Origin of the sequence: Geobacillus sp. WSUCF-018B (assembly GCF_002809985.1) — a bacterium.
In the GTDB taxonomy this organism is placed as follows: Bacteria; Bacillota; Bacilli; order Bacillales; family Anoxybacillaceae; genus Geobacillus; species Geobacillus thermophilus.
This window is the reverse complement of sequence record NZ_PIJF01000002.1, coordinates 64,677-85,071: the sequence shown is the minus strand read 5'-3', so window position 1 is coordinate 85,071 and position 20,395 is coordinate 64,677. Positions and strand designations below refer to the sequence as shown.

Sequence of the window (20,395 nt, the reverse complement as noted above, 5' to 3'; positions counted from 1 at the left end):
CTTCTTCTCCGTTTAATGTTAGTATATACTGTTTTCTCTGTTTTATTCCGTTTTGTGCATATTGTTTTCTTCGTGTTTTTGCAACAAAAATTCTAGATAGTCTTTCAGAGAATTTATTGGATTGTTTCTTTGTGTGTATTTGCTTATTTCATGTAATCGATAAAGATCCATCAGTAAATTTCGATATTGGTTGAATAAGGTATATATCGCATTGACTTGTTCAAATGGCATGTTTTCCAAATCGTTTTTAATTAAATCGAGTAATCGTTTCCGTTCCACTTCTTCTTGATCGAAGAGAAGCATTAAACGATCCGATTTGTCAATAATTCCAAATTTCATCAAAACGTCTTCCTCGTTTTTTACATCCAATTCTTCTAGAATTCGTTTGGCAACCGAAACGGGTATATTTTTGATATACCCTTTTTCTAATTGTCCGATATAAGTGCCATTCATTCCGATTCGCCTGGAAAGTTCCCTTCCGGAAACCCCTTTTGCTAACCGCACCTGTTTCACGAATGCAGCAAACTCCACCGACATTGTGTTTCCTCCTTTTATTTATTCCATGTCTACTATATCATTTTTTAACATCTAACGCAAAATAAATTTGATTTTATACAACAATTGCTATAAAATGAAAATGTATATAACATATAACACATAAATAATGAAAAATAAAAACAACATTAATAACGGAATCAGACAAACGGGGTTGGGAATAGAGATATAGAGAAGCGGGGAGGGGATCGGAATGGGACTTCCTAAGAAAAAGCCGAGCTTCACATTTATCATCAAACCGTCAAAAAAGGACCGAGATGGAAAGAAAGTGGTCGAGGAGCTAGTCCATCGGACGATCCAGAAAGTTCTAAGTGAAGAGAGAAACGAAGTATAGTATAATAGAAGAAACGAAACCTCATTGCAAAACAATGAGGTTTTTTTATTGTGATTGGGGTGAAACGGATGAGTAGCGAAAACATCGCCGCCATTTATGTACGTGTATCGACCGAGAAAGAAGAACAAAGACTTTCACCGGAAAACCAGCGAAAAATTTGTGAAGTAGAAGCGGAATCAAAAGGGCTAAAAGTGGAATATTACTATGAAGACCGATCTACTGGAACAAGCATCACAGAACGGGAAGACATGCAACTACTATTGGAAGATGCGAAAAAAGGTTACTTTAAAACGGTTATTTTTGCTTCTTTGTCTCGTTTTTCGCGTGACTTAACCGATTCATTAAATATGAAGCGAATTTTAGTAGATGCATTGGGGATTCGGTTAATTTCGGTCGATGAAAATTTTGATTCATTAGTAGATAAGGATTCAAATAAATTCGAATTACATCAGTTGATCAATGAAAACTACGCAAAACAAATTTCAAATGCGTCAAGACGTGGGATCAAAGCACGAGCAATGCAAGGAAATTTTACTGGGTCGTTTGCTCCTTATGGTTATCGAAAAGTCATCAAAGACGGCAAAAAAACGTTAGAAATTAACAAAGATGAAGCAGCGATTGTTCGTTTAATTTATCACTGGTATGTCCATAATGGCATGGGAGAAAAAGCGATTGTCAACGCGTTAAATGAACAAAACATTCCGTCTCCTCGTGGTGGTCTTTGGGGAGTAACGACCATTCAACGAATTCTGCAAAATGAAGCATATACAGGAAGAAATGTCTATAGTAAATATGCTGTTCAATTTATTTATGATTTAAATAATCCTACAAACCGAAGAAAACGTTTGGTCCAAAAATCCAAGGATGAATGGATGAGAAACGAAGGGAAAGATTGGGAAGCGATTATTGATGAGGATACATTCCAAAAAGCGCAGGAAATCCGTCAAGTACGCGGTGGAGGTACAAGAGGTGGTGTAAGAAACGTTAAAGTCAATCCGTTTTCTGGTTTGATTAAATGTAAACATTGCGGAAGCAGTTTTGTTTCGATGTTATCCGGTAAACGAGGAAAGAAAGGGCAACAATATCGTTATTTAATTTGTTCCAGCAGAAGACGAATGGGAGCAGCAGCATGCGAAAACGATCTTTGGATTCCGCTTGAAGAATTTCGTAATTCCCTACTTGCCCACATTACCGAGCAATTAAAGAAATGGATTGATGTAGAAAACATTACCGAAAACCTTACGATCCCTGCTTCCAATAAAGAAAAAGACGCAGAAAAAGAAATCGAAAAAGTGGAAAGAAAGCTGCTGAACACAAGAAGACACCTATTCGAATTGAGAAAAGAATTTAAAAATGGGGACGTATCCAAAGAGCAGTATGAATTTGAAAAAGTCGAATACGAAAAAGAAATTGAAGCGTTGGAAAAACGATTAAATAAGTTAAAAAAAATCAAAGAACAAAAACACGACGATGAACTGGTTAAAAGAAGAATCAAAAACGCGCTAAACGATTTAGCCAATTTGAATTATGAAAATGTAGCGGAACTCCAGCTCGTTTTAAAACAGATCGTCGATGAAATTACCGTGGATAAACACGGAAATACCGAGATCTTTACACCACTCGGAACATTAACGTAAATTCACGTGAATTTTTTTTAAAATGTTCGTTATGCAATCATAATATGTTACGAATGCGATGCAAAAGCTTGGGGTCAAGGGGCGCTCGCAAGCTGTGATTGAATTGCTTCGAATGGGCGAACTGAAACTTTAAACAATGCCGGCTTTTCCCTTTCCGGGTGGCCGGCTGTTATGTTCCTTTGCGGCCGGACGAGGCTTTGCCGCCTGTCTGGCCTTTTGTCTGCAGCGGCGTTCTATATTATTTTGTATTGATTATGTCCCTCGGTATTGTAAAATGAAAAATAGAATGGCCGTTGGCTGAGGCACGTTGTTTTGGGGCCAGGCCGCGAAAATGATCAAGGGGAGATTGTATGTCGTCTGCGATGAACGAAAAAACGGTTGCCGAGTTGGAAAAATTGCTTCGCTATATCGCCGCCAACTTAAAACAGCGCGGCCGCGAAATTTTAACGAACTACCCCATCACGCCTCCGCAGTTTGTCGCGTTGCAATGGCTGCTTGAAGAAGGGGACTTGACGGTTGGCGAGTTATCGAACAAAATGTATTTGGCGTGCAGCACGACGACCGACTTGGTCGATCGTATGGAGCGAAACGGTCTCGTCGCCCGAGTGCGTGATGAACATGATCGGCGCGTCGTCCGCATTCACCTGCTCGAAAAAGGCGAGCGCATCATTGAGGAAGTGATTGAAAAACGCCAGCGCGATTTGGCCCAAGTGCTGGAAAACTTTTCGGATGAAGAAATTGTCGTTTTTGAGCGCTGTTTGCGCAAACTGCATCAAGAAATGATGAAAGAATGAGGCGATCACTTGGAAAGAGCAATTGGTGTCATTGATTCAGGAGTCGGCGGCTTAACCGTCGCCAAAGAAATTATGCGGCAGCTGCCAAAGGAACAGATCATTTACCTTGGCGACACCGCCCGCTGTCCGTACGGGCCGCGCCCGGTTGAAGAAATTCGCCGATTTACATGGCAGATGATTCACTACTTGCGGCAATATCCGTTGAAAATGCTTGTCATTGCCTGCAACACGGCAACCGCGGTCGCGCTCGATGAAGTGCGGGAGCGGCTTGACATTCCAGTGCTCGGCGTCGTTCATCCCGGCGCCCGCGCCGCCTTGAAGGCGACAAAAAATGGGCATATTGGCGTGATCGGCACGATCGGCACGGTGAGAAGCAAGGCGTACGAAAAGGCGCTCCAATCGATCAATCCGCACGTCCATGTCGAAAGCTTGGCGTGCCCGAAGTTTGTCCCTCTGGTCGAAAGCGGCGATTTTGAAGGGGAGAAAGCGAAGGCGGTCGTCGCCGAGTCGCTTGCTCCGCTGCGCCCGCTGCCGATTGACGTGCTTATTTTAGGCTGTACGCATTATCCGCTGCTTGCCCCGCTGATCCGGGCCTACATGGGCAAAAAAGTGAAACTGATTTGCTCGGGCGGTGAAACGGCCCGCGAAGTGAGCGCCATTTTGCATCACAGCCACCTTCTTTATACGGGCCAGCGCGAGCCGGAGCATTTGTTTTTTACGACCGGTCCGAAAGAGCTTTTTGAAAAGATTTCAAGAAAGTGGTTTGGCAGACCGATCGGCACGGTGGAATCGATTCGCCTGTAGGCAAAAAAATCCTTTAGCGCATAGACGCTAAAGGATTTTTTTATTCTATTTTGGACAGCGGCTCGTATACATAGTAGTACAAACCACGAGTAGGAGGGAACGTCAATGGGCAAACGGACGGTTCATAGATGGACGGCGCCGGTGCTCGCTTCGCTTTTGCTGCTCGGCGGCTGCGGCTTGTTTGGCCAAGATGAAGCAGTGAAGGAAATTGATCCGCCGCAAGACACGAGCTATGTAAAAGACGGCCAGGCGCTCGAGGAGGCAACGAAAGGGAAAGAGGGGGCCAAAGAGGAAGCGAAGGCGACCGAGACGGTCAAGCGAGAGCTTTACCTGATTGACAAAAACGGATATGTCGTGCCGCAAACGGTTGAGTTGCCAAAAACGCAGGCTGTTGCGAAACAAGTGCTTGAGTATTTGGTTGAAGACGGCCCGGTGTCGAATATGTTGCCGAACGGTTTCCGCGCCGTCATTCCGGCAGGGACAACCGTGCTTGGCACCAAACTTGAAAAAGACGGGACGTTGATCGCCGATTTTTCACCGGAATTCAAGCAATACAAACCGGAAGACGAAAAGCGGATTTTGCAAGCCATTGTGTGGACGTTGACGCAGTTTGACAACATTAAGCGCGTCAAAATCCGCATTAACGGTTATGACCAAGAGGTGATGCCGGTCAATAAAACGCCGATTCAAGACGGGGTGAGCCGCGCCGACGGCATCAACATGGAGGCGGGCGGTGTGCCGGACATTACGAATACGCATCCCGTCACCGTGTATTTTGTTGCCCAACAGGGAGAAACGACGTATTATGTCCCTGTGACAAGACGTGTTTCCAACCAAGAGAAAGATGATATCGCGGCGGCGGTCCATGAACTTATTCAAGGGCCGGAACATGGCAGCGGGCTTGTCGGCGTCTTCCAGCCGGACGCCAAGCTGCTTGACAAGCCAAAATACGAAGATGGCCAAGTCACGCTCAATTTTAACGAAGGCATTTTTGGCAGCAACAAGAAAAATGTGATTTCTGACGTCGTCTTGAACTCGCTTGTGTTGTCGCTCACCGAGCAAAGCGGCGTTGAGAGCGTCACGATTACGGTGAACGGCAAAGCCGATCTTGTTACGGAAGACGGCAAACCGCTCACAAAACCGGTCGCCCGCCCACAAAACGTCAATACCGGGGCGTTTTAACATCTTTCCGAAAGAAGTCTCCCGCTTCTAAGCAAAGTGAAAGTGGGAGATGAATGTCGGTTGGCGTTAGCCAACGAATAGGATAAAATAAGGTTAGAACGGACCCCTTCGGAACGAAGGAAAGCGTAAAGGGTTCTTGTGTGTGGCTTACCGTTCGGCGAACACGCACAAGTCGCTTGAAGCCCCCGCCTCTAAGCGAAGCGTAGGTGGTGGGGTGTTCACCCAAGCTGGAAACGAATAGGCTGTTATGGTATAACAAAGAGGTGGAAGCGTGCTCCGCCTCTTTGTTTTTTGGCAACGGCGGCACGGAGTCGTGATGCAGGGAAGGAGGCAGGACCGACCGGCTCCTGCTGGCAAACGGGAAGGAAAAAGGAGGAAGAGTGAATGAGAGCAGACGGACGACATAACCGTGAGCTGCGCCCTGTACATATACAGCCGCATTATGTGAAACATGCCGAAGGGTCCGTGTTGATTGAAATCGGCGACACGAAAGTGATTTGCACGGCGACGGTGGAAGAAAAAGTGCCGCCGTTTATGCGCGGCGGCGGAAAAGGATGGATCACCGCCGAATATGGGATGCTGCCGCGGGCGACAGAGCAGCGGAATGCGAGGGAGGCAAGCAAAGGGAAAGTGTCGGGGAGGACGATGGAAATTCAACGCCTGATCGGCCGCGCGCTCCGCTCGGTCGTTGAGTTGGAGCGGCTTGGCGAACGAACGGTTTGGATCGATTGCGACGTCATTCAGGCGGACGGCGGAACGCGCACCGCCTCGATCACCGGCGGCTACGTGGCGCTCGTGCTGGCGCTTTCCAAGTTCGTTGACGAAGGGAAGCTCGAGGCGCTTCCAATCCGCGATTTTCTTGCCGCTACGTCCGTTGGCATCGATCCGGAGCATGGCGTTGTGCTCGATTTGAATTACGATGAAGACGCGCGGGCAAAAGTCGATATGAACGTCGTCATGACCGGATCCGGCCAGTTTGTTGAAATTCAAGGGACCGGGGAAGAAGCGACTTTTTCTCGCGCCGAGCTCGATGAATTGCTTGAGGCGGCGCACATCGGCATTGAACAGCTGATCGCCGTGCAGCGCCGCGTTTTGGGCGATTGGGCGGCTCGCATCGGGACGAAGCAAGAAGCGAAGCAGGAGGAGGGGACAGAGTGAACAAGATTGTGATCGCGACGAAAAATGCCGGAAAAGTGCGCGAATTTGCCGCTTTGTTTGCGAAGCGGGGCATCGACGTCAAATCGCTGCTTGATTTTCCGGACGTTCCGGACGTCGAGGAGACGGGAAGCACGTTTGCCGAAAACGCCCGGTTAAAAGCGGAAGCCATATCTCGCCGTTTCGGCTGCCCGGTGATCGCCGATGATTCCGGGCTCGTGGTCGATGCGCTCGGCGGCCGGCCGGGCGTCTATTCAGCCCGCTATGCCGGTGAAGACAAAAACGATGCGCGCAACATCGCGAAGCTGCTTCACGAGTTGGAAGGCGTGCCGATAGAACAGCGCACCGCCCGGTTTCATTGCGCACTGGCGGTCGCCATCCCCGGGCGGCCGACGGCCGTTGTGGAGGCGGCGTGCGAAGGGTACATCGCCGAAGCGCCGCGGGGAGAAGGCGGTTTTGGCTATGACCCCGTCTTTTATCTTCCGGAAAAGGGGAAGACGATGGCGGAACTCACCCCGGAAGAGAAAAATGAGATCAGCCACCGGGCGAAGGCGCTGGCCAAGCTTGACGAGCAATGGGATGACATCATGGGAGGGGAGGGACGGACGGAATGAAAGCGGTCGTTGTAAGCGACAGCCACGGGCTCAGCGGCGAACTCTCCGCCATTGTCGAGCGCCATCGCCATGAAGCCGATCTGTTTATTCATTGCGGCGATTCCGAGCTGTCGGCTCAAGCGGCCGAACTTGCTCCATTTGTTGTCGTGCGCGGCAACTGCGATGTTGAAGCGGCGTTTCCGAATGAGCGGACCGAGGAGGCGGAAGGCCTTCGCTTTCTCATCACGCACGGCCATTTGTACGGCGTCAAAACGTCGCTGCTGCGCCTCTACTACCGGGCGAAAGAAACGAGCGCCCATGTCGTTTGTTTCGGCCATTCCCACCTGGCTGGGGCCGAGCAAATCGAGGGGGTGCTGTTCATCAATCCCGGCAGCATCGCCTTGCCGCGCGGGAGAAAAGAAAGAACGTACGCGGTGCTGACCGCTGCAAACGGCCGGGCGACAGTGGAATTTTACGACACAGCAGGGAAGCCGGTCCCAGGCTTGCAACAAACGTTTTCCATCTAGGCGGACAAAGCGTCCGCCTTTTTCGTTTTCCGGACGTTTTCAAGAGGCCGACGGGTTTCTCGAGCCGGCGGCGTTGCGTTGCTTTTGCGAATGGGGAAACATAGCTTCTTCCCTCTTCACTGCTGGGCGAAGAAAAAATTTTTTAAACGGCAAATCCTTGATTCTATCACATTGTAAGCGCATACAAGTAGTTTGACGAATCGAAATTTTCAAAAAAACGTTATTGACGGCGCGGTCGTTTCGGATTATTATAATTTTCAAACAAGAGAAACGCCTCAAACACATCACCGAGCCGTTTAAAGCAACCGTTGACTGATCAAGGAAGAGGGGAACCGAAGTGGGCGAACAATGGATCTTTTTAAACGGAGAATTTGTGACAAAAGAAAACGCCAAAATTTCCGTGTATGACCATGGATTTTTGTATGGGGACGGCGTATTTGAAGGCATCCGCGTCTACAGCGGCAACGTCTTCCGCCTTGAGGAGCACATAGATCGGCTGTACAATTCGGCCAAGTCGATTTTGCTCGACATTCCGTACACGAAGGAAGAAATGATTGGCCACGTGCTCGAAACGATCCGCCGCAACGGCTATCAGGATGCATACATTCGCTTAGTCGTTTCGCGCGGGGTCGGCGATTTGGGCCTTGATCCGTACAAATGCAAAACGCCGCAAATCGTCATTATCGTGGAGCCGCTCGCGCTCTTTCCAAAACATTTATATGAAACCGGCATCGAAGTGGTGACAGTAGCGACGCGCCGCAACCGCTCTGATGTGCTGAGTCCGAAGGTCAAATCGCTCAACTATTTGAACAATGTTCTCGTGAAGATCGAAGCGCATTTGGCCAACGTGAGCGAGGCGCTGATCTTAAACGACCAAGGATATGTGGCCGAAGGTTCCGGCGACAACGTCTTCATCATTAAAAACGGCGTCATTTACACGCCTCCAGGGTATGTCGGGGCGCTGGAAGGCATCACGCGTCAGGCGATTATGGAAATTGCCGTTGATCTCGGCTATACGGTGAAAGAGGAGCCGTTCACCCGCCATGACGTGTATGTGGCAGATGAAGTGTTTTTAACCGGGACGGCAGCCGAAGTCATTTCCGTCATTAAAGTCGATGGCCGGACGATCGGCGACGGGACGCCGGGTCCGCATACGAAGCGGCTGCTTGAAGAATTCCGCCGCCGCGTAGTCGTCGAAGGAGTAAAGGTGTATCCGACGAACGCCAATGTCAGTTGAGCAAGAATGACAACCATATAGCGAGAAAGCGTTGACGAGGATAAGTAGTCAGCGGGGCCAACATCCACAGAGAGCCGGGGGAGCTGCGAACCGGTGATGTTGCCGCTTGATGAACTCACCTCCGAGCGCCGGCTTGAACGCAGATTCGCCAGTAGGGCCGGACGGGTGGGGATGTGCGCTTCACCCGTTACAAAAAACGAGCAGCCGGTTTCGGCTGGCTGCTCCTGAGGCGGCCGTCATGGCCGTGAAGAAGGGTGGTACCGCGGAAAGGAAACCTTTTCGCCCCTTTGGCTGGAAATGCCAGTCATGGTGGGTGAAAAGGTTTTTTATATGGATCACAACCAACGGGGAGGATCGACGATGGCAAAGATGAACGTGGAGGAGCAGGCGAAGACGAAGACGAGGATGAGCGGGTCGATGATGTTGATCGAAGCGCTGAAGGCGGAGCAAGTCGAAGTCATTTTCGGCTATCCGGGCGGCGCGGTGCTTCCGCTTTACGATGAGCTGTATAAAGCCGGTGTGTTTCACGTCTTGACGCGGCACGAGCAGGGAGCCATTCATGCGGCGGAAGGGTACGCGCGCATTTCGGGAAAACCGGGGGTCGTCATCGCAACATCGGGGCCGGGAGCGACCAACATCGTCACCGGACTGACCGACGCCATGATGGATTCGTTGCCGCTCGTCGTGTTCACTGGGCAAGTAGCGACGAGCGTCATCGGCTCGGACGCCTTTCAGGAAGCCGATGTCGTCGGGATTACGATGCCGATTACGAAACACAACTACCAAGTGCGCGACATCAGTGAGCTGCCGAAAATCATCAAAGAGGCGTTCCACATCGCAACGACTGGACGGCCGGGGCCGGTGTTGATCGATATTCCGAAAGACATCACAACGGCCGAAGGGGAATTCGATTACGATGAAGAAGTTTGCTTGCCTGGGTATCAGCCGACGACGCAGCCGAACCATTGGCAAATCCGCCGTCTTGTCGAGGCGGTCAGCCAGTCGAAGCGGCCGGTCATTTTAGCCGGCGCCGGCGTCTTGCACGCCGACGCGGCAAACGAATTGCGGCAGTACGCCGAGCAGCAAAACATTCCGGTCGTTCATACGCTTCTTGGCCTTGGCGGCTTCCCGGCAGACCATCCGCTTTTCTTGGGGATGGCGGGCATGCACGGGACGTACACGGCGAACATGGCGCTCTATGAGTGCGATTTGCTTATCAACATCGGCGCCCGTTTTGACGACCGGGTCACCGGCAACTTGAAATACTTCGCGCCAAAGGCGACTGTCGCTCATATCGACATCGACCCGGCGGAAATCGGCAAAAACGTGCCGACCAAAATTCCGATTGTCAGCGACGCCAAAGCGGCGCTGCAGGAACTGATCGCCCAGCAAGGCAAACCGGCTGACAACGCGGCGTGGCTCGAACAGCTCAATGAGTGGAAGCGGCGCTTCCCGCTCCATTACGAGCCGGAAGCCGGGACGATCAAGCCGCAAAAGCTTGTCGAAATGATTTACGAATTGACAAATGGCGAAGCGATCGTCACAACGGACGTCGGCCAGCACCAAATGTGGGCGGCGCAATATTACAAGTTCAATCGACCGCACCGGTGGGTGACGTCCGGGGGGCTCGGCACGATGGGCTTTGGGCTTCCGGCAGCGATCGGCGCCCAGCTGGCGGATCGGAGCGCGACCGTCGTTTCCATCGTCGGCGACGGCGGTTTCCAAATGACGCTTCAAGAGCTGTCGGTCATTCAAGAGCTGGGGTTGCCAATTAAAATCGTCATCGTCAACAACCAGGCGCTCGGCATGGTGCGGCAATGGCAGGAGCTGTTTTACGAAAAACGGTACTCCCATTCGCTCATCCCGAATCAGCCGGATTTTGTAAAACTCGCTGAAGCATACGGCATACCGGGGCTGCGGGCGAAGACGGAGGCGGAAGCAGCTGAAGTGTTAAAACAAGCGTTTGCGATGGACGGCCCGGTGCTGTTGGATTTCCACGTCCGCGCCGACGAGAACGTGTATCCGATGGTGGCGCCCGGCAAAGGGCTTCATGAAATGGTGGGGGTGAAAGCGTGCGAAGAATTATCACGATGACGGTCAACAACCGCCCGGGCGTGTTAAACCGCATCACCGGGCTGTTTACGAAGCGGCATTACAATATCGAAAGCATCACCGTCGGGCATACGGAAATCGATGGAGTCTCGCGGATGACATTTGTCGTCAATGTCGACGACGAACGGACCGCGGAACAAATTATCAAACAGCTAAACAAGCAGATCGATGTATTGAAAGTCAATGACATCACGGATCAGGCGATCGTCGCCCGTGAGCTGGCGCTTGTGAAAGTGGCGGCTGCTCCGGCGATCCGCCAAGAAATCTACACGCTCATTGAGCCGTTCCGCGCCTCGATCGTCGACGTCAGCAAAGACAGCCTCGTCATTCAAGTCACCGGCGAGCCGGAAAAAGTCGAGGCGTTGATTGAGCTGTTGCGCCCCTATGGCATCAAAGAAGTGGCGCGCACCGGTACGACCGCGTTCACCCGCGGGGCGCAAAAAGCGGCGGCCAACCAGAAAACGGCGTTTATCATTTAACGGCCGCTGTCTCCGTTGCAATGATCGTTGTCAAAACATTGTCGATACGAATAACCGCGCCTGTGCGCAATGAGGGCGCATGGCGGCCCATTTACACTACACGACAAAGGAGAGGGTAATCATGGCAAAAGTCTACTATAACGGGGATGCAAACGAACAATATTTGCAAGGGAAAACGGTCGCGATCATCGGCTACGGCTCACAAGGCCACGCCCATGCGCAAAACTTGCGCGACAGCGGCGTCCGCGTCATTGTCGGGTTGCGCAAAGGGAAATCGTGGGAGCAGGCGGAACAGGACGGCTTTGAAGTATACTCGGTGCGCGAAGCGGCAAAACAAGCGGATATTGTGATGGTGTTGCTGCCGGATGAGAAACAGCCGGCTGTCTACAAGGAAGAGATTGAACCGGGGCTTGAACCGGGCAACGCGCTTGTGTTTGCGCACGGGTTTAACATTCATTTCAGCCAAATCGTCCCGCCGGAGCATGTCGATGTCTTCTTGGTGGCGCCGAAAGGACCAGGCCATCTCGTGCGTCGCACATATGCGGAAGGAGCCGGGGTGCCGGCGCTCATCGCCGTTTATCAAGATGTAACCGGACACGCGAAAGAAACGGCGCTCGCCTATGCGAAAGCGATTGGTGCTGCTCGAGCTGGGGTGTTGGAGACAACGTTCAAAGAAGAGACGGAAACCGACTTGTTCGGTGAACAAGCGGTGCTGTGCGGCGGGCTGACGGCGCTCATCAAGGCCGGGTTTGAAACGCTCGTTGAAGCCGGGTATCAGCCGGAAGTCGCCTATTTCGAGTGTTTGCATGAAATGAAGCTCATCGTTGATCTTCTTTATGAAGGCGGTTTGTCGTGGATGCGCTATTCGATTTCCGATACGGCGCAATGGGGCGACTTTATCACCGGCCCGCGCATTATTAACGACGCTGTGAAAGCGGAAATGAAAAAGGTGCTCTATGACATCCAAACCGGCAAATTCGCGAAAAGCTGGATTTTGGAAAACCAAGCGAACCGTCCGGAGTTCAACGCCATCAACCGGCGTGAGAATGAGCATTTGATTGAGATTGTCGGACGCGAACTGCGAAGCATGATGCCGTTTGTGAAGGCAAAACAAATCGAGGCGGTGGTGCCAGGTGCGAAACATTAAGTTTTTTGATACCACATTGCGTGATGGGGAACAATCCGCTGGTGTGAACTTGAATTTGCAAGAAAAGTTGGAAATTGCCCGTCAGCTTGAACGGCTGCGGGTTGACATCATCGAGGCGGGCTTCCCCGCCTCATCGAAAGGCGATTTTGAGGCGGTCAAACAAATTGCCGAAACGGTGAGAACATGCTCGGTCACCGGGCTGTCGCGCTCGGTCCGAAGCGATATTGATGCGGCGTGGGAGGCGTTAAAAGGCGGCGCGGAGCCGCGGCTCCACCTATTCATCGCCACCTCGCCGATCCATATGGTGCATAAATTGCGGATGACGCCGGAACAAGTGATTGAAGCGGCGGTTGAGGCAGTGAAATACGCGAAGCGCTTTTTCCCGATCGTCCAATGGTCAGCGGAAGATGCGTGCCGGAGCGAGCTGCCGTTTTTGGCGAAAATCGTCGCCGAAGTGATCAAAGCCGGCGCCTCGGTCATCAACATTCCGGATACGGTCGGCTATATTACGCCGAAAGAATACGGGGAAATTTTCCTCTATTTGCAAAACAATGTTCCGAATATTGAAAATGTTTCACTCTCCGCTCATTGTCATGATGACTTGGGCATGGCGGTGGTGAACTCGCTGTCGGCCATTGAACATGGAGCGACGCAGGTCGAGTGCACGATCAACGGCATCGGCGAGCGGGCCGGCAATGCGGCGCTTGAGGAAATCGCTGTCGCCCTTCACATCCGCAAAGATTATTATCAAGTGGAAACGCGCCTCAATTTGCAAGAAATTAAGCGCACAAGCAATCTCGTCAGCAAGCTGACCGGGGTCGTCGTTCCACCCAACAAAGCGGTCGTCGGCAAAAACGCGTTTGCGCATGAATCCGGCATCCATCAAGACGGCGTCTTAAAAGAAAAAACGACGTACGAAATCATTTCACCGGAGCTCGTCGGCGTGCCGTCGAATTCGATGGTGCTCGGCAAACATTCCGGCCGCCATGCGCTTCGCAACCGGGTTGAGGAGCTCGGCTACACGTTGTCCGATGAAGAGATCAATCAGCTGTTTGTCCGTTTTAAAGAACTGGCGGACAAAAAGAAGGATATTACCGACGACGATTTAATCGCGTTGATTTTCGAAGAGAAGTTCGACCACTTCAAAGATTTTTATCAATTGTCTTCCATTCAAGTGCAATACGGGACGAATCAAATTCCGACAGCGGTCGTGGTACTGAAAGACGGGAAGGGGAATGAAATCCAAGAAGCGGCGACCGGCGCCGGCAGCGTCGAGGCGCTGTACAATACATTGGAACGTTGCTTCCAAACGCCGGTGACACTGCTTGACTACCGGATTGAGTCGGTCGGCGGCGGCCGCGATGCGCTAGCGCAAGTGTTTGTGAAAGTGCGCGTGCGCGATGTTGAAACGAGCGGGCGCGGAACGGCGCAAGACGTGCTTGAGGCGTCGGCGAAAGCGTACATCAACGCCATGAACCGCGTGTTTATGATCGAAGCGATGCGTGCTGAAAACGAAAAGGTGGCAACATCATAAAACGGAGGGATTCAAACATGGGAAACTATCGGATTGCCGTCTTGCCGGGCGATGGCATCGGCAAAGAAGTGACGTCCGGAGCGGTCGAGGTATTAAAAGCGGTCGGCATCCGGTTTGGCCACGAGTTTGCGTTTGAGTATGGATTGATTGGCGGAGCCGCGATCGATGAAGCCGGGACGCCGCTCCCAGAAGAGACGCTTCGCCTTTGCCAACAGAGCGATGCGGTGCTGCTTGGGGCGGTCGGCGGTCCGAAGTGGGACGGAAATCCTCCGCACTTGCGTCCAGAAAAAGGGCTGCTTTCGATTCGCAAACAACTCGACTTGTACGCCAATTTGCGGCCGGTTGTCTGTTATGACAGCTTGGCTGTTTCCTCGCCGCTCAAGCCGGATGTCATCCGCGGCGTCGATTTTATCATCGTCCGCGAGTTGACCGGCGGCATTTACTTTGGCCAGCCGAGCGGCCGCGTCGTGGAAAACGGGGAAGAAAGAGCGGTTGACACTCTCTTATATAAAAAGGAAGAAATCGAACGGATCGTGCGCATGGCGTTTATGCTTGCGCGCGGGAGGAAGAAAAAAGTGACGTCGGTCGACAAGGCGAACGTCCTGTCGTCAAGCCGATTATGGCGAGAAGTGGCCGAAGAGGTGGCGAAGGAATTTCCGGACGTCACGCTTGAGCATATGCTTGTTGACAATGCCGCGATGCAGCTCATCCGCGCGCCGAAGCAGTTTGATGTCATTGTGACAGAAAACATGTTTGGCGATATTTTGAGCGACGAGGCCTCGATGCTGTCCGGTTCGCTCGGGATGCTGCCGTCAGCCAGCTTATCCGCTTCCGGGCCGAGTTTGTATGAGCCGGTGCACGGTTCAGCGCCTGATATCGCCGGCATGAACAAAGCCAATCCGATTGCCGCGATTTTGTCGGCCGCGATGATGCTTCGCCTGTCGTTCGGGCTCACTGCGGAAGCGGAGGCGGTCGAGCACGCGGTGTGGCAGGTGCTCGATCAAGGCTTGCGCACTGCGGATTTGGCGTTTGGCGGCCGCGCGGTGTCGACAGATAGAATGGTGGAAGAAATCAAAAACGCGGTGCTCGATTACACAGCCATTGCGCAAATTATGACCGTTTATGCCTAAAACGCGCGAGGTGAAAGCCAATGAAGCCAAAAACGATCATCGATAAAATATGGGAAAACCATGTCGTCTACCGCGAGGAAGGCAAACCGGATTTGCTGTACATCGATTTGCACTTAGTGCATGAAGTGACCTCGCCGCAAGCGTTTGAGGGGCTGCGGCAAAACGGGCGGAAGGTGCGGCGGCCGGATTTGACGTTTGCGACGATGGACCATAACGTGCCGACCGTTAACCGATTTGTGATTACCGACGAAGTGGCGCGCAACCAAATCGCTGCGCTTGAGCGCAACTGCCGCGAGTTCGGCATCCCACTGGCAGATTTGCATAGCGAAGAGCAAGGAATCGTGCACGTCATCGGTCCGGAGCTCGGCTTGACCCAACCGGGGAAAACGATCGTCTGCGGCGACAGCCATACGTCGACGCACGGGGCGTTTGGCGCGTTGGCGTTTGGCATCGGCACAAGCGAGGTCGAGCACGTGCTGGCGACGCAAACGCTTTGGCAGCATAAACCGAAAACGCTGCAAATCCGCATCAACGGTCGTCTCGGCAAAGGGGTGACCGCCAAAGACGTCATCTTGGCCATTATCGGCCGCTATGGCGTCGGCGTCGGCACCGGCTATATTATTGAGTTTACCGGTGAGGCGATCCGCCGCATGTCGATGGAAGAACGGATGACGATTTGCAACATGTCGATTGAAGCGGGGGCGAGAGCCGGGCTCATCAGCCCGGATGAAACGACATTCGCCTATTTGCGCGGCCGCAAATATGCGCCAAAAGGCGAAGCGTTTGAGCAAGCGGTCGAACGGTGGCGGGCGCTCGCCAGCGACGAGGGGGCGGAATACGACAAGACGATTGAAATCGACGCGTCGACGATCGCCCCGATGGTGACATGGGGTACAACCCCGGCGATGAGCACATCGGTCGATGGCGTCGTGCCGCATCCCGAGCAGTTTGAAAGCAAAACAGAGCAAAACGCGGTGCGCCGGGCGCTTGAGTACATGGGGCTCAAGCCGGGCACGCCGATTACGGATATTCCGGTGCAGCACGTCTTCATCGGTTCGTGCACCAACTCACGCCTCAGCGATTTGCGTGCGGCGGCGAGCATCGTGAAAGGGAAAAAAGTGGCTCCGGGTGTACGGGCGCTCGTCGTGCCTGGATCGCAGCAAGTGAAAAAACAAGCCGAGGCGGAAGGGTTGGCGCAAATTTTCATCGACGCCGGTTTTGAATGGCGCGACTCCGGCTGCAGCGCCTGTTTGGGCATGAACCCGGACATCATTCCGGAAGGCGAGCACTGTGCGTCAACGTCGAATCGCAACTTTGAAGGGCGGCAAGGAAAAGGAGCGCGCACGCATCTCGTCAGCCCGGTGATGGCCGCGGCGGCTGCGATTTACGGACATTTTGTCGATGTGCGCCAGCTTGAAGCTGAGCCGGTCCGATGACGGGTGCTCCTTGATATGGCCGCCCCCGTTTTGGGGCTATCTTCTCAAAAGCGGCATAGAAACGAACGATACACGGGACGGAAGGGGAGAGACGGGATGAAGCCGTTTACGATTCACCGCGGGAAAACCGCCGGCATCGACCGGGCGAACATCGATACGGACCAGATCATTCCGAAGCAGTTTTTAAAACGAATCGAGCGCACCGGATTCGGCCAGTTTCTATTTTATGATTGGCGGTATTTGAGCGATGGCACACCAAATCCGGAGTTTGAGCTGAATCGCCCGGAGAACGAAGGAGCGACGATTTTGATCGCCGATGAAAACTTCGGATGCGGCTCGTCGCGCGAGCACGCGCCCTGGGCGCTTCAAGATTACGGATTTCGCGCGATCATCGCCCCGTCATTTGCTGATATTTTTTACAATAACTGTTTAAAGAATGGACTGCTGCCGATCCGGCTCGATCGGGAAGATGTCCGCTACTTATTGCGCCAAAGTGAGCGCGCTGACTATGAGTTGACGGTGTCGCTTGAAGAGCAGCGCGTGTTCGATGACGAAGGGTTTTCGCGCCCGTTTGACATTGACCCGTACCGGAGGCAGCTGCTGTTAAAAGGATGGGATGAAATCGATTTGACGTTTGTATATGAACCTTACATTGCCGCGTACGAACAAAAACATTGCCCACGGCCGTAGCCGTTATGCGTTTGGCGCGGCAAGGCGGGATGGACGAAGGGTGTCCCAAAAGCGACGGGGCACCCTTTTTATCGTCCGTTCACGCGCTGGCGCTTCTTTATAACGAGTCGATCGTCAAAAGGGACATGGCCCTCCTGCAACGTTTTTTCTATTCAGAAATATCGCGGCGCCATCCCCTCATCTTCTGGCGATTTCTTATCAATCCGGCGAATCCGTCATTTTCCTCCGGCCTTTCGGGCTATATTTGCCTCCCGTCTGAAGGCAGACCGCCTTTTAACGCCGCCCCGTTTCTTTGTCCGGTTGTGAACGTATGGGCGTGCTTCCATCATGTCGCTGCGGTGTGCTGCAATCCACAGCTTGTGTCGCTGGGGAAAACTTGCTACACTTGTAGTAAATGAAAATAGGAGCGGGCGAAGATGGGAAGCGAAAAAAAAGGAAAAATCATTATGTTTCCACAAACAAAGGAACGGCTGATCGAAGAAGCGTTTATGGCGCTTGAGGCGAAGCGGTACAAGGAAGCGTTCCGCTTTTTGCGCGCCGCTGAGCAGCTCGGCGACAGCAGCTTTCCGGTTCGGCTCGGGCTTGCCGTTTGCTGCTACGAGCTCGGGGAGCACGACGAAGCCGAATGGCGCTTGGCGGCTTTGCTTGAGGAACAGCCGGACAACAGCGAACTGTTGCAGATGTATATTGCGCTTTTGTTGCAGACGAACCGGTACAGCGAAGCGGAAGCAGCCATTCGCGCCGCTTTGCAGCGTCCTTCGCTTTCCGTTTCGCTGCGCGGACAGCTTCGCCAGCTTCTCCGCTTCAGCGAAAAAATGAGCGCTCGCCCGCTGCCGCCTGCCGAATGGAAACAGGCTAAGCGGCTGCTTGAGTCAGGAGACATCGCCGAGCAAATGCAGCTTATCAAGCAGTTGGAAAAAGAAGAAATCAGCCCCGTATTGCCGCTGCTTAAGCAATATTTGCGCGAGCCGGACAAAAGCCCGATGGCCAAAACGATGCTGCTTCGCCTGCTGACCGTCAAACGGGTCGACGAAGCGGTGACAGTCGAAAAATTCGGCCGCCGCATTGACGTGGTGCCATCCGCGCTAAACGAGCAGACGGAGACGGAGTTTGCTTCCATGTTGCTTCGCCTGCTGGAACAGCGGCTTTCTGCAGACAGCCCGAGCCTATATGAGACAGCGGCGGAAATTTGGCTCCGTTATGCCTACATCTTATATCCGTTTCCACCGGAGCCCGCCAATGCCGAGGCATGGATGGCTGCCCTTCACTGGATGGCGAGCCGGTTTCAAGGCATCGACGTCGAAACGAATGACGTGGCGGCTCGCTACGGTGTCACAGAAGCGGAGATGGCGGAACTTTGCAAAAAGTTGCACGAGGTAGAGAAACTTTCCTTTTTTTAAATAGAGGGTTCGATGTTGAAACATGGCTTTCATATGTTATAATATAATGGCTGTGCTATGTATTTGTTTTCGCATACTTGCTACATAATCAGAGCATAATAAGAGGATAATGGACAAGCGGATGGCATGATGGATCCGCGCAATGATTTTAGTTGGAGGGAACAGTATGTCAGTCAAATGGGAAAAGCTCGAAGGAAATGAGGGCGTATTGACGGTTGAAGTCGACGCCGAGCAAGTGAACAAAGGCTTGGATGCCGCATTTAAAAAAGTGGTGAAAAATATTGCGCTGCCGGGCTTCCGCAAAGGGAAAGTGCCGCGCGTCCTGTTTGAAAAACGGTTTGGCGTTGAGGCGCTCTATCAAGACGCGCTCGATATTTTGCTGCCGGAAGCGTATGCGAAAGCGGTCGAAGAAGCAGGCATTGAGCCGGTATCGATGCCGGAAATCGACATTGAACAAATGGAAAAAGGGAAAAGCCTGATTTTTAAAGCGAAAGTGACGGTAAAACCGGAAGTGAAGCTCGGCCAATACAAAGGGCTTGAAGTGGAAAAAATGGATGCGACGGTAACGGATGAAGACGTCGAAAACGAGCTGAAACGCCTGCAAGAAAATTACGCCGAACTCGTCGTGAAAGAAGACGGAACGGTGGAAAACGGCGATACGGCCGTCATCGATTTCGAGGGATTTGTCGACGGTGAACCGTTTGAAGGTGGCAAGGCGGAAAACTATTCGCTCGAAATCGGTTCAGGCACCTTTATCCCGGGGTTTGAAGAACAGCTTGTCGGTATGAAAGCCGGCGAAGAAAAAGAAATTCAAGTGACGTTCCCGGAAGAATACCACGCTGAGCAGCTGGCTGGCAAACCGGCGACGTTCAAAGTGAAAGTGCATGAAGTGAAAGCGAAGCAATTGCCGGCTTTGGACGACGAGTTTGCGAAAGACGTCGATGAAGAAGTTGAAACGCTTGACGAACTGAAAGCGAAAATCCGCGCCCGTCTGGAAGAAGCGAAAAAGAATGAAGCGGAAACGGCGTTGCGCAATGCGGTCGTCGAAAAAGCGGCAGCCAATGCGGAAATCGATATTCCGGCTGTCATGGTGCAAAACGAGACGGACCGGATGCTTCGCGAATTTGATCAACGACTGCAAATGCAAGGGCTGAACTTGCAGCTGTACTATCAATTCTCAGGTCAGGATGAAGCGGCGCTGCGTGAGCAAATGAAAGAAGACGCCGAAAAACGGGTGCGTGCGGCCTTGACGCTCGAAGCGATCGCCAAAGCAGAAAACATCGAGGTAACCGATGAAGAGGTGGAGGAAGAACTCCAAAAAATGGCGGAAGCCTACAACTTGAGCGTGGACAAGTTAAAAGAGCTGCTCGGCAGCTTGGATGGCGTCAAAGAAGATTTAAAATGGCGGAAAACGATCGATTTTCTTGTGGAGCACAGCACGGTTGCGGCATAATAATAAAGGTAGAAGGAACAAGGCGCGAGACGTTCGTGCCTTGTTCTTTATCTCAGTCATTGGCGCCTGGAGGTAATTTTTCAAACTTTTCTAACACATTACAGGTTTTTCATTCGCTTTTTTTGACGCATGTATGGTAAAATAGCGAATACATAAGTTTTTTGCAACATGGGATGGCGAGACATGATACATAACG

General features: G+C 52.2%; 18 protein-coding genes, 1 pseudogene and 1 other annotated feature. Of the genes and pseudogenes, 18 read left to right on the top strand and 1 reads right to left on the bottom strand.

Annotated features, from left to right (window positions below; translation table 11 throughout):
- Positions 1–42: 42 nt before the first annotated feature.
- Complete coding sequence (locus CV944_RS01385; RefSeq protein ID WP_100663762.1) at positions 43–537, bottom strand: helix-turn-helix domain-containing protein; 495 nt, start codon at positions 535–537, stop codon at positions 43–45.
- A gap of 420 nt (positions 538–957) precedes the next feature.
- Here CV944_RS01385 and CV944_RS01380 point away from each other — a divergent pair, with 420 nt between their 5' ends.
- From CV944_RS01380 to tig, 18 genes and pseudogenes are all read left to right on the top strand, one after another.
- Positions 958–2,526 carry a recombinase family protein gene (locus CV944_RS01380; protein ID WP_100663761.1) on the top strand — a complete coding sequence of 523 codons (1,569 nt, stop codon included), beginning with the start codon at positions 958–960 and terminating at the stop codon, positions 2,524–2,526.
- 43 nt (positions 2,527–2,569) lie between these two features.
- A pseudogene (locus tag CV944_RS01375) lies at positions 2,570–2,659 on the top strand (helix-turn-helix domain-containing protein); the annotation flags it as partial.
- A 217-nt stretch (positions 2,660–2,876) separates the two neighbouring features.
- A complete protein-coding gene (locus tag CV944_RS01370) occupies positions 2,877–3,320 on the top strand; it encodes a MarR family winged helix-turn-helix transcriptional regulator (protein ID WP_033010647.1) in 444 nt (147 codons plus the stop codon).
- A gap of 9 nt (positions 3,321–3,329) precedes the next feature.
- Entirely contained in the window at positions 3,330–4,124 is a 795-nt protein-coding gene (racE, locus tag CV944_RS01365) for a glutamate racemase (RefSeq protein WP_033010646.1), read from the top strand.
- A 105-nt stretch (positions 4,125–4,229) separates the two neighbouring features.
- Positions 4,230–5,306: a GerMN domain-containing protein gene (locus CV944_RS01360; protein WP_063330412.1), complete on the top strand. Its 1,077-nt coding sequence runs from the start codon at positions 4,230–4,232 to the stop codon at positions 5,304–5,306.
- A 384-nt stretch (positions 5,307–5,690) separates the two neighbouring features.
- Positions 5,691–6,464, top strand: coding sequence for a ribonuclease PH (gene rph / locus CV944_RS01350; protein ID WP_033010643.1), 774 nt, complete (start codon positions 5,691–5,693; stop codon positions 6,462–6,464).
- Positions 6,461–7,075 (top strand): XTP/dITP diphosphatase, encoded by a 615-nt coding sequence (locus CV944_RS01345; protein ID WP_100658964.1) that lies wholly within the window; start codon positions 6,461–6,463, stop codon positions 7,073–7,075. The genes rph and CV944_RS01345 overlap by 4 nt, the downstream gene beginning before the upstream one ends.
- Positions 7,072–7,581: a metallophosphoesterase family protein gene (locus CV944_RS01340; protein ID WP_033010641.1), complete on the top strand. Its 510-nt coding sequence runs from the start codon at positions 7,072–7,074 to the stop codon at positions 7,579–7,581. The genes CV944_RS01345 and CV944_RS01340 overlap by 4 nt, the downstream gene beginning before the upstream one ends.
- Positions 7,582–7,918: 337 nt before the next feature.
- Positions 7,919–8,818 (top strand): branched-chain-amino-acid transaminase, encoded by a 900-nt coding sequence (ilvE, locus tag CV944_RS01335; RefSeq protein WP_100658963.1) that lies wholly within the window; start codon positions 7,919–7,921, stop codon positions 8,816–8,818.
- Between the two features lie 22 nt (positions 8,819–8,840).
- Positions 8,841–9,108: a binding site (T-box leader), on the top strand.
- Between the two features lie 70 nt (positions 9,109–9,178).
- Positions 9,179–10,912 (top strand): acetolactate synthase large subunit, encoded by a 1,734-nt coding sequence (ilvB, locus tag CV944_RS01325; protein ID WP_033010674.1) that lies wholly within the window; start codon positions 9,179–9,181, stop codon positions 10,910–10,912.
- Positions 10,891–11,409 (top strand): acetolactate synthase small subunit, encoded by a 519-nt coding sequence (gene ilvN, locus CV944_RS01320; protein WP_033010639.1) that lies wholly within the window; start codon positions 10,891–10,893, stop codon positions 11,407–11,409. Before ilvB ends, ilvN begins: the two co-directional genes overlap by 22 nt.
- A gap of 121 nt (positions 11,410–11,530) precedes the next feature.
- Positions 11,531–12,556: a ketol-acid reductoisomerase gene (gene ilvC, locus CV944_RS01315; protein ID WP_100658962.1), complete on the top strand. Its 1,026-nt coding sequence runs from the start codon at positions 11,531–11,533 to the stop codon at positions 12,554–12,556.
- Entirely contained in the window at positions 12,543–14,090 is a 1,548-nt protein-coding gene (locus CV944_RS01310; RefSeq protein WP_100663760.1) for a 2-isopropylmalate synthase, read from the top strand. Before ilvC ends, CV944_RS01310 begins: the two co-directional genes overlap by 14 nt.
- A gap of 17 nt (positions 14,091–14,107) precedes the next feature.
- Positions 14,108–15,220, top strand: a complete 1,113-nt coding sequence (gene leuB / locus CV944_RS01305) for a 3-isopropylmalate dehydrogenase (RefSeq protein WP_100663759.1) — start codon at positions 14,108–14,110, stop codon at positions 15,218–15,220.
- Positions 15,221–15,240: 20 nt separating this feature from the next.
- Positions 15,241–16,656 (top strand): 3-isopropylmalate dehydratase large subunit, encoded by a 1,416-nt coding sequence (gene leuC, locus CV944_RS01300; RefSeq protein WP_033010633.1) that lies wholly within the window; start codon positions 15,241–15,243, stop codon positions 16,654–16,656.
- Between the two features lie 96 nt (positions 16,657–16,752).
- On the top strand, positions 16,753–17,346 hold the full coding sequence (leuD, locus tag CV944_RS01295) for a 3-isopropylmalate dehydratase small subunit (protein ID WP_044744798.1): 594 nt from the start codon (positions 16,753–16,755) through the stop codon (positions 17,344–17,346).
- Positions 17,347–17,762: 416 nt separating this feature from the next.
- Complete coding sequence (locus tag CV944_RS01290; protein ID WP_100658961.1) at positions 17,763–18,746, top strand: tetratricopeptide repeat protein; 984 nt, start codon at positions 17,763–17,765, stop codon at positions 18,744–18,746.
- Positions 18,747–18,912: 166 nt separating this feature from the next.
- Entirely contained in the window at positions 18,913–20,199 is a 1,287-nt protein-coding gene (gene tig, locus CV944_RS01285; RefSeq protein WP_033010630.1) for a trigger factor, read from the top strand.
- Positions 20,200–20,395: the final 196 nt, after the last annotated feature.

Bases quoted from the DNA above. Each gene is read 5' to 3' on its own strand.
- CV944_RS01385 (WP_100663762.1), bottom strand. From the start codon at position 537: ATGTCGGTGGAGTTTGCTGCATTCGTGAAACAGGTGCGGTTAGCAAAA.
- CV944_RS01380 (WP_100663761.1), top strand. From the start codon at position 958: ATGAGTAGCGAAAACATCGCCGCCATTTATGTACGTGTATCGACCGAG.
- CV944_RS01370 (WP_033010647.1), top strand. From the start codon at position 2,877: ATGTCGTCTGCGATGAACGAAAAAACGGTTGCCGAGTTGGAAAAATTG.
- CV944_RS01360 (WP_063330412.1), top strand. From the start codon at position 4,230: ATGGGCAAACGGACGGTTCATAGATGGACGGCGCCGGTGCTCGCTTCG.
- rph (WP_033010643.1), top strand. From the start codon at position 5,691: ATGAGAGCAGACGGACGACATAACCGTGAGCTGCGCCCTGTACATATA.
- CV944_RS01340 (WP_033010641.1), top strand. From the start codon at position 7,072: ATGAAAGCGGTCGTTGTAAGCGACAGCCACGGGCTCAGCGGCGAACTC.
- ilvB (WP_033010674.1), top strand. From the start codon at position 9,179: ATGGCAAAGATGAACGTGGAGGAGCAGGCGAAGACGAAGACGAGGATG.
- ilvC (WP_100658962.1), top strand. From the start codon at position 11,531: ATGGCAAAAGTCTACTATAACGGGGATGCAAACGAACAATATTTGCAA.
- leuB (WP_100663759.1), top strand. From the start codon at position 14,108: ATGGGAAACTATCGGATTGCCGTCTTGCCGGGCGATGGCATCGGCAAA.
- leuC (WP_033010633.1), top strand. From the start codon at position 15,241: ATGAAGCCAAAAACGATCATCGATAAAATATGGGAAAACCATGTCGTC.
- leuD (WP_044744798.1), top strand. From the start codon at position 16,753: ATGAAGCCGTTTACGATTCACCGCGGGAAAACCGCCGGCATCGACCGG.
- CV944_RS01290 (WP_100658961.1), top strand. From the start codon at position 17,763: ATGGGAAGCGAAAAAAAAGGAAAAATCATTATGTTTCCACAAACAAAG.
- tig (WP_033010630.1), top strand. From the start codon at position 18,913: ATGTCAGTCAAATGGGAAAAGCTCGAAGGAAATGAGGGCGTATTGACG.